At 69.6% G+C, this 13,536-nt stretch carries 14 protein-coding genes and 1 pseudogene; 9 read left to right on the forward strand and 6 right to left on the reverse strand.

The window, feature by feature from the left end:
- Positions 1 to 35: 35 nt before the first annotated feature.
- The 5 genes and pseudogenes from kdsB to ACQ859_RS11220 form a co-directional block, all read right to left on the reverse strand.
- Complete coding sequence (gene kdsB / locus ACQ859_RS11200) at positions 36 to 794, reverse strand: 3-deoxy-manno-octulosonate cytidylyltransferase (protein WP_431265839.1); 759 nt, start codon at positions 792 to 794, stop codon at positions 36 to 38.
- Positions 791 to 994, reverse strand: coding sequence for a Trm112 family protein (locus tag ACQ859_RS11205; RefSeq protein ID WP_431265840.1), 204 nt, complete (start codon positions 992 to 994; stop codon positions 791 to 793). The genes kdsB and ACQ859_RS11205 overlap by 4 nt, the downstream gene beginning before the upstream one ends.
- A complete protein-coding gene (lpxK, locus tag ACQ859_RS11210; RefSeq protein WP_431265841.1) occupies positions 975 to 2,030 on the reverse strand; it encodes a tetraacyldisaccharide 4'-kinase in 1,056 nt (351 codons plus the stop codon). Before lpxK ends, ACQ859_RS11205 begins: the two co-directional genes overlap by 20 nt.
- Positions 2,031 to 2,055: 25 nt before the next feature.
- The gene (locus tag ACQ859_RS11215; RefSeq protein WP_431258479.1) at positions 2,056 to 2,469 is read right to left on the reverse strand and encodes an ExbD/TolR family protein; all 414 of its coding nucleotides are present in this window, start codon (positions 2,467 to 2,469) and stop codon (positions 2,056 to 2,058) included.
- 95 nt (positions 2,470 to 2,564) lie between these two features.
- Positions 2,565 to 3,169 (reverse strand): annotated as a pseudogene (locus ACQ859_RS11220) (MotA/TolQ/ExbB proton channel family protein); the annotation flags it as partial.
- Positions 3,170 to 3,496: 327 nt separating this feature from the next.
- Here ACQ859_RS11220 and xseA point away from each other — a divergent pair.
- Positions 3,497 to 4,861, forward strand: coding sequence for an exodeoxyribonuclease VII large subunit (gene xseA, locus ACQ859_RS11225; RefSeq protein ID WP_431265842.1), 1,365 nt, complete (start codon positions 3,497 to 3,499; stop codon positions 4,859 to 4,861).
- A 115-nt stretch (positions 4,862 to 4,976) separates the two neighbouring features.
- Positions 4,977 to 5,561: a superoxide dismutase gene (locus tag ACQ859_RS11230; RefSeq protein ID WP_431265843.1), complete on the forward strand. Its 585-nt coding sequence runs from the start codon at positions 4,977 to 4,979 to the stop codon at positions 5,559 to 5,561.
- Between the two features lie 146 nt (positions 5,562 to 5,707).
- On the opposite strand, the gene ACQ859_RS11235 is transcribed toward ACQ859_RS11230, so the two are convergent.
- Positions 5,708 to 6,184: a DUF192 domain-containing protein gene (locus tag ACQ859_RS11235; RefSeq protein WP_431265844.1), complete on the reverse strand. Its 477-nt coding sequence runs from the start codon at positions 6,182 to 6,184 to the stop codon at positions 5,708 to 5,710.
- A gap of 35 nt (positions 6,185 to 6,219) precedes the next feature.
- Here ACQ859_RS11235 and ACQ859_RS11240 point away from each other — a divergent pair, with 35 nt between their 5' ends.
- The 7 genes from ACQ859_RS11240 (at position 6,220) to ccoG (ending at position 13,492) form a co-directional block, all read left to right on the forward strand.
- Positions 6,220 to 8,529 carry a heavy metal translocating P-type ATPase gene (locus ACQ859_RS11240; protein WP_431265845.1) on the forward strand — a complete coding sequence of 770 codons (2,310 nt, stop codon included), beginning with the start codon at positions 6,220 to 6,222 and terminating at the stop codon, positions 8,527 to 8,529.
- 13 nt (positions 8,530 to 8,542) lie between these two features.
- Positions 8,543 to 8,689: a cbb3-type cytochrome oxidase assembly protein CcoS gene (ccoS, locus tag ACQ859_RS11245; RefSeq protein ID WP_431258473.1), complete on the forward strand. Its 147-nt coding sequence runs from the start codon at positions 8,543 to 8,545 to the stop codon at positions 8,687 to 8,689.
- Positions 8,690 to 8,801: 112 nt separating this feature from the next.
- Complete coding sequence (ccoN, locus tag ACQ859_RS11250) at positions 8,802 to 10,262, forward strand: cytochrome-c oxidase, cbb3-type subunit I (RefSeq protein WP_431266514.1); 1,461 nt, start codon at positions 8,802 to 8,804, stop codon at positions 10,260 to 10,262.
- A 21-nt stretch (positions 10,263 to 10,283) separates the two neighbouring features.
- On the forward strand, positions 10,284 to 10,910 hold the full coding sequence (gene ccoO, locus ACQ859_RS11255) for a cytochrome-c oxidase, cbb3-type subunit II (protein ID WP_431265846.1): 627 nt from the start codon (positions 10,284 to 10,286) through the stop codon (positions 10,908 to 10,910).
- A 20-nt stretch (positions 10,911 to 10,930) separates the two neighbouring features.
- Positions 10,931 to 11,107, forward strand: coding sequence for a cbb3-type cytochrome oxidase subunit 3 (locus ACQ859_RS11260; RefSeq protein ID WP_431265847.1), 177 nt, complete (start codon positions 10,931 to 10,933; stop codon positions 11,105 to 11,107).
- The gene (gene ccoP, locus ACQ859_RS11265) at positions 11,100 to 12,002 is read left to right on the forward strand and encodes a cytochrome-c oxidase, cbb3-type subunit III (RefSeq protein WP_431265848.1); all 903 of its coding nucleotides are present in this window, start codon (positions 11,100 to 11,102) and stop codon (positions 12,000 to 12,002) included. Before ACQ859_RS11260 ends, ccoP begins: the two co-directional genes overlap by 8 nt.
- A gap of 44 nt (positions 12,003 to 12,046) precedes the next feature.
- Positions 12,047 to 13,492, forward strand: a complete 1,446-nt coding sequence (gene ccoG / locus ACQ859_RS11270; protein ID WP_431265849.1) for a cytochrome c oxidase accessory protein CcoG — start codon at positions 12,047 to 12,049, stop codon at positions 13,490 to 13,492.
- The last annotated feature ends 44 nt before the right edge of the window (positions 13,493 to 13,536 follow it).

Genomic DNA, 13,536 nt, shown 5'->3' on the forward strand with positions numbered 1-13,536 from the left:
AACTGCGGTGTAACCCTGTCGGGCCGGGCCGCGATTCAGCTTGTCATCAGCTGTCTGACGCGTTCGAGGTCCTCGGGCGTGTCCACGCCGGGACCCGGTCGCTCGCTGCTGACATGCACCGCGATGCGCTCGCCGTGCCACAGCACGCGGAGTTGCTCGAGCGCCTCGATCTGCTCCAGCGGGGACACCGCCAGCGTCGGGAAGCGGCGCAGGAAGCCAGCCCGGTAGGCATACAGGCCCACATGGCGCAGCACGGCGTCCGGCTTCACGCGGGCGCCGCCGCCGGGGGCGTCGCGCCACCACGGGATGGGCGCGCGGGAGAAATACAGCGCCAGCCCCTGGGCATCGGTGACCAGCTTGACGACGTTCGGATTCGCGAACTCGGCGTCGTCGTCGATCGCATGCGCGACGGTGGCCATCGCGCACTGCGGCTTCGCGGCGAGCAGGTCGGCGCAGGCGCGGATCATTGCCGGCGCGATCAGCGGCTCGTCGCCCTGGACGTTCACGACCAGCGCGTCATCCGGCAGGCCGAGCTGCTCGACCGCCTCGGCCAGACGGTCGCTGCCGCTGGCGTGGTCGGCGCGCGTCATCAGCGCGCGGATGCCGTGGGCCTCGCAGGCGGCCTTCACCTCGACGGCGTCCGTCGCGACGACGACCTGCGCCGCGCCCGCCAGCGCCGCACGGCGCGCCACCTGCACGATCATGGGCGCACCGGCGATGTCGGCCAGCGGCTTGTTGGGCAGGCGCGTCGACGCCAGCCGGGCCGGGATGACGATGTGGAAGGCGGCGCTCACGCGGTGTCGCCGTCGGCGTCCGTGGAACGGGCCTCGTTGGCCAGCATGACCGGAATGCCGTCGCGGATCGGGAAGGCCAGGCGGTCGGCCGGGCACAGCAGTTCGCGGTCCGGCAGGCCGGTGTCCGGAGCGTTGCGGCGGTCGTCCAGCGGGCCCTTGCAGACGGGGCACACCAGCATCTCAATCAGTCGATGGTCCATGGGGGATCAGCCGCCGCAGCTCGCGCTGCAGCGCCTCTTCAAAAGCGGGTTCGGGGCGGAAGTCTAGCGCCACCACCCAGATGCGGCAGCCTTGCAGCGCCTCCGGGCGCAACTTGACGGCGTCCTTTTCGGTGATGACGACCTCGTCGGTGCGGGCCCAGGGCAGGGGATCCAGCGTGGCATGGTCGGGCAGCGCCAGCGCGCGGAAGTTCAGTCCTTGCTCGCCGAGCATGTCGAAGAAGCGTTGTGGCCGCGCCAGTCCGGCGGCAGCCAGCAAGGGCTTGCCGCGCAGCGCGTGCAGGCGCTCCAGGCGGCCGGGTTCGCCGCGCCACCAGTCGGCCAGCGCGACCGCGCCGGCCAGCTGGCGCGTGCCGACGTAGCCGGGCAGGGCAGTGCTCGGCCGGCCGGTGCTGTAGAGCACCAGCGTGTCCGCGGAGGAGCCCGGCGGCGGCGGCAGTGCGCGCGCCTGGCGCAGCGGCCCCGCAGGCAGCAGGCGGCCGTTGCCGAGGCCGCGTTCGTCGAACACGAGCACGCTGAGCTGTCGCGGCAGCCGCCAGTGCTGCAGGCCGTCGTCGGAGACCAGCACCTGGATACCGGGGTCGGCCTCGAGCAGCGCGCGTGCCGCCGCGATGCGGTCGCGACCGACCGCCACCGGCACGCCGGCGCGCAGCTTGATCAGGAGGGGTTCGTCGCCGACGTCCTCGGCGCGGTCGCCGCCGGCGATCACGCGGACCTGCGCGTCATCCGCGCGGCCATAGCCGCGGGAGATCACGCCGGCGCGGATGTCCATGCGCCGGAGCGTGTCCAGCAGGGCCAGCGTCGTGGGCGTCTTGCCGGCGCCGCCGACGACCCAGTTGCCGACGACGATCACCGGCACCGGCAGCTTCCCCGCCTTCTTCAGGCCGAAGCGGTACAGCGCCACGCGCAACCGCAGCACCGCGCCGTGCAGCGCGGCCAGCGGCCGCAGCAGGTGGGCGAGGCGGTCGTCATCGCGCCAGGCGCGCTGCAGCCGGTCCTCCAGGGCCGGCCGGGTCATGTCCGGTCCCGGTCCATGGCCACGCTCATTGAGGCTTGTTGGCCGCGAAGGTCAGTCGCGTGAGGTTGGCGCGCCGCGCCGCGTCCATCGCGTTGACCACCGCCTGGTGCGGCGTGGCCGCATCGGCGGAGATGATCACGACCGGCTCCTGCTTGCCCTGCGCCGACTGCAGCATCGCCGCGGTCAGCAGGTCCACGCTGCGGCCCTCGACGGCGTTGCTGTCGATGGAGTAGCGGCCGTCCGCCGAGATCGCCACGATGATCTCCGCCGGCCGCTCCTTCATCTGCTGGGCGTCGGCGGTCGGCAGCGTGAGCTGCAGCTCGGTGAACTTCGAGTACGTCGTCGACAGCATCAGGAAGATCAGCACGACGAGCAGCACGTCGATGAACGGGATCAGGTTGATCTCCGGTTCCTCGCCCTGGCGACGGCGGAACTTCATGCCTTGGCCTTCCCCGAGGCCGGCGTGGCGACCGGCGGCGGCACGTTGGCCGGGCCGGCGTTCACGGCGTGGGCGCCGGGCATCGCGCGGTTGATCAGATGCGTCAGCAGCCGTTCGCTGGCCTGTTCCATGTCGACGACATAGGACTCGATGCGACCGCGGAAGTAGCGGTAGAACATCAGCGACGGGATGGCGACGACCAGACCGAACGCGGTGTTGTACAGCGCGATCGAGATGCCGTGCGCCAGCAGCGCCGGGTTGTTGCCGCCGGGGCCGGGGCTCTGGCTGCCGAAGATCTCGATCATGCCGACCACGGTGCCCAGCAGACCCAGCAGGGGGCGGCCGCGGCGATCGTGCCCAGCGTGTTGAGGTAGCGCTCCATCTGGTGGATCGCGTGGCGGCCGGCCAGCTCGAAGGCCTGGCGCAGCCGGGTCTCCCCGGCGCGCGGATCGGCCTGCGAGGTGCGCAGCCCGGCGGCCAGGACCTGGCCCAGCAGCGAGTTCTCGGCCAGCTTGCCGACGACTTCACCGCTCGGGATCTGGAGCTGGGTCACGCCCAGGACTTCCTCGATCAGGCTGGGCGGTGCGACGCGCGCGGCACGCAGGCTCACGACGCGCTCGATGATCAGCGCCAGGGCCACGACGGAACACAGCAGCAAGGGCCAGATCGGCCAGCCGGCGGCTTGTATGATCGAAAACAAGGCTATCCCTCCGTACGGGCATCTCCGGCCCGGCGGCGCATTATGGCGCCCCGCGACGGCCTCGCCGACCACTCCGGACCCTCATCACAAGCCCTTACAAACATCCACCGTTCCTGTGGATAACTTTGTGGGCAACTGGTCTCGGAACCGCGCCAGGGCCCGTCGCCAAACGGCGAGGATTAGGCTGCTCCAAAAAAGGCAGGAAAAAGCTTTTGAAAAACAAGCGCTTATCGCTCTGTGACGCGGGCATGACGGCCAATATGGCCCGCGGAGCCAGCATTGACGCGGCTGTGGAGTTCCGGACCCGCGCCGGCATTGGGTTTGCGCATGATTGACGCCTCCAAACCCGCATCGCCACGGATGGTCTGGGGGGTGGCGGCCCTGTTGACGGCCCTTTCCGACGCATTGCAGGCCAGATTCCCCGTCATCACGGTGCAAGGCGAGCTGTCAGGGTTCACGCGCGCGGCCAGCGGCCATTGCTACTTCAGCCTGAAGGACGCGGAAGGCCAGCCGGCGATGCTGCGCTGCGCGATGTTCCGTCGCGCCGCGTCCTTGATGGACTTCGCGCCCCGGGACGGCATGACGGTGGAGCTGCGCGGCCGGCTCGACCTGTACGGACCGCGCGGGGAACTGCAGTTCATCGTCGAGGCGATGCGGCGCTCCGGCGAGGGGGCGCTTTACGAACAGTTCTTGCGTCTGAAGGCCAAGCTGGAGTCGCTGGGCTACTTCGATGCGGACCGCAAGCGCCCGCCGCCGCCCTACGCGCGCCGCATCGGCGTGATCACGTCCACCGGTGCGGCCGCGTTGCAGGACGTGCTGACCGCCTTGCGCCGGAGAGCGCCCCACGCCCGCGTCTTCATCTATCCGACCCTGGTCCAGGGCAACGAGGCGCCGCCGGCGATTGTTCGCGCGCTGGCGACTGCCAACCAACGGGCCGACGCCGAGGTGCTGCTGCTCGTGCGCGGCGGTGGTTCGCTGGAGGACCTGTGGGCTTTCAACGACGAACGCGTCGTCCAGGCGGTGGCCGAATCGCCGCTGCCGGTGATCTGCGGCGTCGGGCATGAGACCGACATCACCTTGGCGGACCTTGCCGCCGACCTGCGCGCGCCGACGCCCACGGCGGCGGCGGAGCTGGCGACGGTCTCCCGTCAGCAGTGCCTGGAGACGCTGGAGGCGCTGGAGCGTCAACTGGTGCGCCGTGTCGAACAGCGGCTGGATGGCGCCGCGCAACGGCTCGACCGCCTGGCCTTGCGCCTGGCGAGACCGGGAGATGCGCTGGCAAGACAGAGACGCCGGCTGGACCTGCTCTCGCAACGGCTGGGCCAGGTAGTGCCTAGAACGGTGTCCCTGGAGTCGCAACGCCTGCGGCATCTTGAACAGCGCCTGAACCAGACCGCTCCTCGCGCGGCGGCGATGGAGACCCAGCGCCTGAGACACCTGGCGCAGCGCCTCGACCGTGCGCTGCCGCAGCAGGCGCAACGCGGTGCGCACCGGCTGGACGCGCTCGAAGCCCGCCTGCAGGCCCTCGATCCCCGCCAGGTGCTGGCGCGCGGCTATGCCTGGCTGGACGACGGCCAGGGCCGGGCGCTGAGCTCGGTGGACCAGCTCCACGAGGGTCAGGACTTGCGCGCCGTGCTGGCGGACGGCGAGGCCGAACTCCAGGTCGGGCGCATCGTTCGCCAGGACGTCTGAAGGGCGCCCTGCGCCTCCCGTGGCGCGGTATGCGTGCTCACTACAAGGGCATGGATCCGCTGCCTACAATCTCCCGCGACATCCCGTCCCATCAACCACCGATTAGGAGTCCCACATGGAACACGTCCTGCCCGAGCTGCCGTACGACAAGAAGGCGCTGGAGCCGCACATCAGCGCCGAGACGCTGGAGTACCACCACGGCAAGCACCACAAGGCCTACGTGGACAACCTGAACAACCTGCAGAAGGGCACCGAGTTCGAGAACAAGACGCTGGAAGAGATCGTCAAGACCTCCAGCGGCGGCATCTACAACAACGCCGCGCAGATCTGGAACCACACCTTCTTCTGGTCCTGCCTGAAGCCCAACGGCGGCGGCGCGCCGACCGGCAAGCTGGCCGAGGCGATCAACGCCAAATGGGGCAGCGTCGATGCCTTCAAGGAAGCCTTCCAGAAGAGCGCCGTGGGCAACTTCGGTTCCGGCTGGACCTGGCTGGTGAAGAAGGCCGACGGTTCGGTCGACATCGTCAACATGGGCGCCGCCGGCACCCCGCTGACGACCGGCGACACCGCGCTGCTGACCATCGACGTGTGGGAACACGCCTACTACATCGACTACCGCAACGCGCGTCCGAAGTTCGTCGAGACCTTCCTGAAGAGCCTGCTGAACTGGGACTTCGCCCAGGCCAACTTCGGCAACTGACCCACCGGCGCCCGCGTCAGCGGGTGCCGATGAAGGAACGGCCCGGGAATCGCTTCCCGGGCCGTTGTCATTTCAGCGTCCGAATCGCCGCTGTCGCTGCCGTGTCGTCGGCTCGAGGCCTCCCGGCACGGTGGCCGCCGGCGCGATCACTTGGGCCAGGGGCCGCCGCGCAGCTTGGCGCCGGCCTTGAGGCCGCGCTTGTCGAACCAGCCCTTGTTCATCTCGAGCACGTAGCGCACCGGCTTGGTCGAGCAATGCGAGACGTCGGACAGCGGCTGCATCTCGACGATGTTGACGATGGTGCCGTCGTCGCCGACGAAGGCGGCCGACAGCGGGATCAGCGTGTTGCGCATCCAGAAGCACTGCTGCGACGGCTGCTCGAAGACAAAGATCATCCCGGCGTTCTGCGCCATCTCCTTGCGGGCCATCAGGCCGATGGCGCGCTGCTCGTCGGTGCGGGCGACCTCGGCGTGGATCAGGTGCATGCCGGCGCCGAGCTCGACGACCGGCAGGCCGGTCTGGGGAATCTGCTGGGCCGCGGCCGGGCCGGCGGCCGCCAGGGCGGCGATCGACAGGACGGTCGAAAGAACGACGGAGGATGCCGCGTGTTTGATATTGAGCATGTTGTCACCTCAAGGTTTGACCGATTATCACGGCCATGTTGCCCGCCCCAGCCGCCGCGGTGCCGGCCGGCGCCGCGGGCGCCGATGCCGGACGCGCCAATCGCCCGGCTCCCGACGCAGCGATGACGCGCGGCCGGTTCCGGCTGTCCGGCCTGCATTGCGCCACGTGTGCCGGGCTGGTCGAGTCCCTGCTGCACGCGCAGCGCGGCGTGCGCCGGGCCGAGGTCCATCCGTCGACGCAGACGCTGGTGCTGGACTGGTGGTCGGACCGCGTGACGCTCGACCAGTTGCGGCAGGTGCTCGCGCCGGCGGGCTACGACTTCGTTCCCGACCTCGCGGGGCCGGCGCGCGACCTGCGCCGGCGCGAGCATCGGCAGGCGCTCTGGCGGCTGTTCGTCGCCGGCTTCCTGATGATGCAGGTGATGATGCTGGCGTGGCCGTCCTACGTGGCCGCGCCGGGCGATCTGGCGCCTGACCAGGCCGCGCTGCTGCGCTGGGGCCAGTGGGTGCTGACGCTGCCGGTGATGCTGCTGTCCGCGGGGCCGTTCTTCCGTGCGGCCTTGAGCCAGCTGCGCGGACGGCGTCTGGGGATGGACGTGCCGGTGGCACTCGGTCTGGCAGTCGCCTTCGTGGCCGGCAGCGGCGCGACGCTGGACCCGGGCGGTCCGTTCGGGCACGAGGTCTTCTTCGACTCGATCACGATGTTCGTGACCTTCCTGCTCGGCGCGCGGTATCTGGAGCTGCGCTCGCGGCATCGCGCGGCGGCGGCGGTTGAACAGGCGGCGGACGCGTTGCCCGGCGAGGTCGAGCGCCTGCGCGCGGACGGCTCGGTAGAGCGCGTCGCGATCGAGGCGCTGGCGGTCGGCGATCGGGTGCGTGTCGCGGCGGGGCAGCGCATGCCGGCCGATGCGGTCGTCGAGGCCGGCACCGGCGCTGCCGACGAGTCGCTGCTGACCGGCGAATCGCGCCCGGTCGCGAAGGCGCCGGGCGATGCCGTGCTCGCGGGCAGCCTCAATCTCTCGGGCGTGCTCACGCTGTGCGTGCGGCAGGTGGGTGAGCAAACCCGTCTTGCAGGCATCCGGCAGTTGATGGCACAGGCATTCCAGGACCGGCCGACGACGCTGCGCACGGCGGATCGCGTGGCGGGCTGGTTCCTCGCGGCGGTCCTCGTGCTGGCCGTCGCGGCCGCGCTCGTCTGGCAGTTCGTCGATCCATCGCGCGCGGTGGCCGTGGCCGTGTCGGTGCTGATCGTGACCTGCCCCTGCGCGCTGTCGCTGGCGGCACCGGCGGCCTGGGTCGCCGCCGCCGGCGCGCTCGCGCGGCGCGGCCTTCTGCTGTCGCGGCTCGACGCGATCGAGTCCCTCGCCGACGTCGACCGCATCGTCATGGACAAGACCGGCACGCTGACCGATCCCGCGCCGCGACTGCGCAGCGTGCGGGTCGATGCGTCGGATGTGGATGTGGATGTGGATGCGATGGTGGCGGCAGCGGTGCTGGCCGGTGGCTCGCTTCATCCGTTGTCGAAAGCGCTCGCTGCGGCGTTGCCCGCGCCGTCCGGCGCCGAGGACACGTGGACGATCGAGGAATTCAGCGGTCGGGGCCTGGAAGGCCGCGATGCTCGCGGGCGGCATTGGCGTCTCGGGTCGTACCCGTGGGCGGTCGATTCAGGCTGCTTGACGGGCGCGATGCGGGACTTGTCCGGCGCTCAGATCGTCCTGTCTTGCGAGGGCGCCCTCCGCGCCGCGTGGCACGCCGACGAAAGCCTGCGCGAGGGCGCGTCCGCGGCGATCGCCGAATGGCAGGCGATGGGTCTGGCGGTCGAGCTCCTGTCGGGCGACGCGCCGGAGCGCGTCGCCTCCGCCGCCAGACAGGCCGGCATCGCGCGCTGGCGCGGCGGCGCCCGGCCGGAAGACAAGCTCCAGCAGGTCACCGCGCTGCAGGCGCGCGGCCATCGCGTGCTGATGATCGGCGACGGCATCAACGACGCGCCCGTGCTGGCACGGGCGCAGGTGTCGATCGCGATGGGGCAGGGCGCGGATCTCGCGAAGGCACGCGCCGATGCGGTACTGACCTCGGACCGGCTCGACGCGATCACGGCCGCGCTGCGGCTGGCCAGACGCACGCGCCGCGTCGTGCGCCAGAACCTGGCGTGGTCGGCGCTTTACAACGCCGTGTGCCTGCCGATGGCGCTGGTCGGCTGGCTGCCGCCCTGGGCCGCCGGCCTGGGCATGGCCACGAGTTCGCTGCTCGTGGTCGCCAACGCGGCGCGGCTCGGCCGCGCGGTGACCACACCCATGGGCTCTCTGGTGGCGGGGCAGACGCTCGGGCAAACGGCCGACGCTTGAAGGACGCCCCATCATGGACATCCTCTATCTGCTGATCCCGTTGTCGGTCGTGCTCGTCCTGGTGGTGCTGGCCGTCTTCGGCTGGGCCGTCCAGGACGGCCAACTCGAGTCGCTGGACCGGGAAGGTCAACGAATCCTCGAGGACGACGCGCAAGCTTGACGCGCGTCAACACGCGCTTCGGGAGGGCGCCGAACAATCGCTGGCATCCGCGCAACAAGCGCCTCGAGGAGCCAGCATGGCAAGCCAATCAGAGTCGGAGGGAGGACGCGCCATCACGTCCAGGGATGCGCCCCGTGGTGCACCCCGTGATGCACCCAGTTATGAGGACGGCGTGGTCCGCGCCTTCTCGCTGGCCGCGGTGCTGTGGGGCGTGGTGGGGATGCTGGTCGGCGTGGTCATCGCCGCGCAGCTCGCCTGGCCGGAGTTGAACTTCGGCATCCCCTGGCTGAGCTACGGCCGCCTGCGGCCGCTGCACACGAACGCGGTGATCTTCGCCTTCGGCGGCTGCGTGCTGATGGCCACGGCCTTCCACGTCGTGCAGCGGACCAGCCACGTGCGGCTCTTCGCGCCAGGTCTTGCCTGGTTCACCTTCTGGGGCTGGCAGCTGGTGATCGTGCTGGCCGCGATCACGCTGCCGCTCGGCATGACGACCGGCAAGGAATACGCCGAACTCGAATGGCCGATCGACCTCCTGATCGCCGTCGTCTGGGTGTCCTACGCGATCGTCTTCTTCGGCACGATCGGTGTGCGGCGCGTGCGCCACATCTACGTGGCCAACTGGTTCTTCGGCGCCTTCATCATCGCCGTCGCGCTGCTGCACATCGTCAACAGCGCCGAGGTCCCGGCCTCGCTGACCAAGAGCTACTCCGCCTACGCCGGCGTGCAGGACGCGATGGTGCAGTGGTGGTACGGCCACAACGCGGTCGGCTTCTTCCTGACCGCCGGTTTCCTCGGGCTGATGTACTACTACATCCCCAAGCAGGCCAACCGGCCCGTCTACAGCTACCGGCTCTCCATCGTCCACTTCTGGGCGCTGATCTTCACCTACATGTGGGCGGGTCCCCACCACCTGCACTACACGGCGCTGCCCGACTGGGCGCAGAGCGTGGGCATGCTGTTCTCGCTGGTGCTGCTGGCGCCGAGCTGGGGCGGGATGATCAACGGCGTGATGACGCTCAGCGGCGCCTGGCACAAGCTGCGCGACGACCCCATCCTGAAGTTCCTGATCGTCGCGCTGTCCTTCTACGGCATGTCGACCTTCGAGGGGCCGATGATGTCGATCAAGACGGTCAACGCGCTCTCGCACTACACCGACTGGACCGTCGGCCACGTGCACAGCGGCGCGCTGGGCTGGGTGGGCTTCATCTCGATGGGCGCGCTGTACCACCTGATCCCGCGCATGTACGGCCGCGTCGAGATGTACTCGAAGCGCGCCATCGAGCTGCACTTCTGGATCGCCACGCTGGGCATCGTGCTCTACATCGCCGCGATGTGGATCGCCGGCGTGATGCAGGGCCTGATGTGGCGCGCGGTGAACCCGGACGGCACGCTGACCTGGACCTTCGCCGAAGGCGTCAAGGCGACCTACCCGTTCTACGTGGTGCGCCTGCTCGGCGGTCTGCTGTACCTGGGCGGCATGTGCCTGATGGCCTGGAACGTCGCGATGACGGTCCGCGTCGGCCGGCCCGCCCGCCATCCCATCCCCGGCGCCGCACTCGCGGCCGCCGCCTGAACGTCCGCCAAGGAGCACGCCATGGCCAACCCCCATGCCACAGCCAGCGGCCACGAACGCATCGAGACCAGCAACTTCCTGATGATCGTGCTGGTGGTGCTGACGGTGATCGTCGGCGGGATCGTCGAGATCGTCCCGCTGTTCTTCCAGCGTTCGACCACGCAGCCGGTCGACCATCTCAAGCCCTACACGCCGCTGCAGCTCGCCGGCCGCGACGTCTACATCCGCGAGGGTTGCTACAACTGCCACTCGCAGATGATCCGGCCGCTGCGCGCGGAGACGCTGCGCTACGGCCACTACTCGGTGGCCGGCGAGTTCGTCTACGACCACCCCTTCCAGTGGGGCAGCAAGCGCACCGGACCGGACCTGGCACGCGTCGGCGGCAAGTACAGCGACGAGTGGCACCGCCTGCACCTGAACAACCCGCGCGACCTGGTGCCCGAGTCCAACATGCCCGCCTACGCGTGGCTGGCGGGCGCGGCCGTCGATCCGAAGGAGATGGCGCCGCGCATGCGCGCGCTGAGGACCGTCGGCGTGCCCTACACCGACGAGCAGATCGCCCAGGCGGGCGACGAGGTCAGGGGCCGCACCGAGCTGGATGCAGTGGTCGCCTACCTGCAGGTGCTGGGCATCGCGCTGAAGCGCTGAAGCGCAGAACGGAGGCTCCCATGCCCGACATGGATCTGAATGCGCTGCGTTCCGCGGTGACCGTGGTGTCGCTGCTGGTGTTCGTCGGCATCGTCGTCTGGGCCTATGCCCGGCACAACCGCGAACGTTTCGAAGACCTGGGATCGCTTGTCTTCTCGGATGAAGACGGCGCGCCCCGAGGAGGTCGTCATGAGTGATTTCATTTCGAACGGCTGGTCGCTGTTCGTGGCCGCGGCGACGGTGCTGGGCCTGGCGCTGTGCCTGGCGCTGCTGATCATCGCCAGCCGCCGCAAGGTGATGGCCGAGGACAACTCCACCGGCCACGTCTGGGACGAGGACATCCGCGAGCTCAACAACCCGCTGCCGCGCTGGTGGATGGTGCTGTTCGTGCTGACGGTGGTGTTCTCGGGGCTCTACCTGGCGCTCTATCCCGGCCTGGGCGCGTACGCGGGCTCGCTGGGCTGGTCCAGCACCGGCCAGTACGAGCACGAGCAGACCCAGGCGCGCGCCGAGATGCAGACGACCTATGCGCGCTTCGACGGCAAGCCGGTCGAGTCGTTGGCGGCCGACCCGCAGGCCAAGGCGATCGGCGAACGGCTCTTCGCCAACAACTGCGCGACCTGCCACGGCTCGGACGCCAAGGGCTCGAAGGGCTTCCCCAACCTGACCGACAACGACTGGCTCTACGGCGGCAGCGGCGACACCATCGTGCAGACCATCACCCAGGGGCGCGAGGGCACGATGCCACCGATGGCCGCGGCGGTGGGCAGCGGCGAGGACGTGCGCAACCTCGCGCACTACGTGCTGAGCCTGTCGGGCAGCCCGCACAACTCGGTGGCGGCGGCGCTCGGCAAGTCCAAGTTCAGCGCCTGCGCGGCCTGCCACGGCATGGACGGCAAGGGCAACCAGGCGCTGGGCGCGCCCAACCTCACCGACAAGGTGTGGCTGCACGGCTGGGGCGAATCCGCCATCGTCGCCATGGTCAACAACGGCAAGCACAGCCACATGCCCGAACACGGCTCGCGCCTGAGTCCGGAGCAGATCCGCGTGCTGGCGGGCTACGTCTGGGGACTGTCCCACGAGCAGCCCTGAGCGATGGGCCATGAGCCGTGTTGAACCTAGTGCAGTCCTGAGCCATGAGCAACCCTGAAGTCCGGGCGGTCTCGCTCTACGCGTCCGAGGCCAAGATCTATCCCCGCGCCGTGCACGGCTGGTTCGCCGTATGGCGCTGGGCGCTGGTGTGGGCCACGCAGCTGCTGTTCTACGGCCTGCCGTGGTTGCAGTGGAACGGGCGTCAGGCGGTACTGTTCGACCTGGAAGCGCGCCGCTTCCTGATCTTCGACCTGATCCTGTATCCGCAGGACTTCATCTACCTGACGGCGCTGCTGGTGGTGTCGGCCTTCGGGCTGTTCTTCTTCACGGCGGTGGCGGGGCGGCTGTGGTGCGGCTACGCCTGCCCGCAGACGGTCTACACGGAGATCTTCCTCTGGATCGAGCGCCACACCGAGGGCGACCGCGCCGCCCGCATCCGGCTCGACCGCGCCGGCTGGACCGCGGAGAAGCTGCTGCGCAAGGGCGGCAAGCATGCGGCGTGGCTGGCGGTGTCGCTGTGGACGGGCTTCACCTTCGTCGGCTACTTCGAGCCGGTCCGCGCGCTGGGTGCCAGCGCGGCCGCCTTCGCGCTCGGCGGGTGGGAGCTCTTCTGGATCCTGTTCTATGGCCTGGCGACCTACGGCAACGCCGGCTACCTGCGCGAGCAGGTCTGCAAGTACATGTGCCCCTACGCACGCTTCCAGAGCGCGATGCTCGATCGCGACACGCTGATCATCAGCTACGACACCGCGCGTGGCGATCCTCGCGGTCCGCGTTCGAAGAAGGCGGACCTGTCGACGATCGGCCTGGGCGCCTGCGTCGACTGCCATCAGTGCGTCCACGTCTGCCCGACCGGCATCGACATCCGCCAAGGGCTGCAGCATGAGTGCATCGGCTGCGCCGCCTGCATCGACGTCTGCAATGACGTGATGGACAAGTTCGGCTACGAGCGCGGCCTGATCCGCTACGCGACGCAGAACGGCATGAAGCATCGATGGACCGCGGCGCAGCAGTGGCGGCGCGTGCTCAGACCGCGCGTGCTGGTCTATGGCGCGATCCTGATGCTGGTGTCCGGCGGGCTGGTCTGGAGTCTGGCCGTGCGGATGCCGTTCAAGGTCGACGTCGTGCGCGACCGCGCGACCCTGGCGCGCGAGGTCGAGGACGGCGTGGTCGAGAACCTCTACCGTCTCCAGTTGATGAACGCCGCGGAATCGACGCAGCGTTTCGTCCTCGGTGTGCAGGGCATCGAGGGACTGCGCGTGGCGTCACCGTCCGGCGACTTGACGCTCGGGCCCGCCGAAGCGCGCTGGGTCACCGTGGCGCTCCGTCTGCCGCCGGAGGCCGCGCGAGCGCTGGGCTCCGGCGCGCATCCGATGCATTTCGCCATCCGCCGCGTGACCTCGTCCGGTGAGCCCGCCGGGACTGCCGCGCCTGATGCATCTGCCGAGCGCGCGCTGCTCGAGAAATCCACTTTCGTCGTGCCGCGATGAGCGCGGCCGGAGCCATCCTTCCACCTTTCCCTCTCCACAAGGAG

The organism is Roseateles chitinivorans (genome assembly GCF_050632235.1).
Taxonomy (GTDB): Bacteria; Pseudomonadota; Gammaproteobacteria; order Burkholderiales; family Burkholderiaceae_C; genus Roseateles; species Roseateles chitinivorans_A.

Coding starts and splice junctions, on each gene's coding strand:
- ACQ859_RS11205 (WP_431265840.1), bottom strand. CDS start 994: ATGGACCATCGACTGATTGAGATGCTGGTGTGCCCCGTCTGCAAGGGC.
- lpxK (WP_431265841.1), bottom strand. CDS start 2,030: ATGACCCGGCCGGCCCTGGAGGACCGGCTGCAGCGCGCCTGGCGCGAT.
- ACQ859_RS11215 (WP_431258479.1), bottom strand. CDS start 2,469: ATGAAGTTCCGCCGTCGCCAGGGCGAGGAACCGGAGATCAACCTGATC.
- xseA (WP_431265842.1), top strand. CDS start 3,497: ATGATTGACGCCTCCAAACCCGCATCGCCACGGATGGTCTGGGGGGTG.
- ACQ859_RS11230 (WP_431265843.1), top strand. CDS start 4,977: ATGGAACACGTCCTGCCCGAGCTGCCGTACGACAAGAAGGCGCTGGAG.
- ACQ859_RS11235 (WP_431265844.1), bottom strand. CDS start 6,184: ATGCTCAATATCAAACACGCGGCATCCTCCGTCGTTCTTTCGACCGTC.
- ACQ859_RS11240 (WP_431265845.1), top strand. CDS start 6,220: ATGTTGCCCGCCCCAGCCGCCGCGGTGCCGGCCGGCGCCGCGGGCGCC.
- ccoS (WP_431258473.1), top strand. CDS start 8,543: ATGGACATCCTCTATCTGCTGATCCCGTTGTCGGTCGTGCTCGTCCTG.
- ccoO (WP_431265846.1), top strand. CDS start 10,284: ATGGCCAACCCCCATGCCACAGCCAGCGGCCACGAACGCATCGAGACC.
- ACQ859_RS11260 (WP_431265847.1), top strand. CDS start 10,931: ATGCCCGACATGGATCTGAATGCGCTGCGTTCCGCGGTGACCGTGGTG.
- ccoP (WP_431265848.1), top strand. CDS start 11,100: ATGAGTGATTTCATTTCGAACGGCTGGTCGCTGTTCGTGGCCGCGGCG.
- ccoG (WP_431265849.1), top strand. CDS start 12,047: ATGAGCAACCCTGAAGTCCGGGCGGTCTCGCTCTACGCGTCCGAGGCC.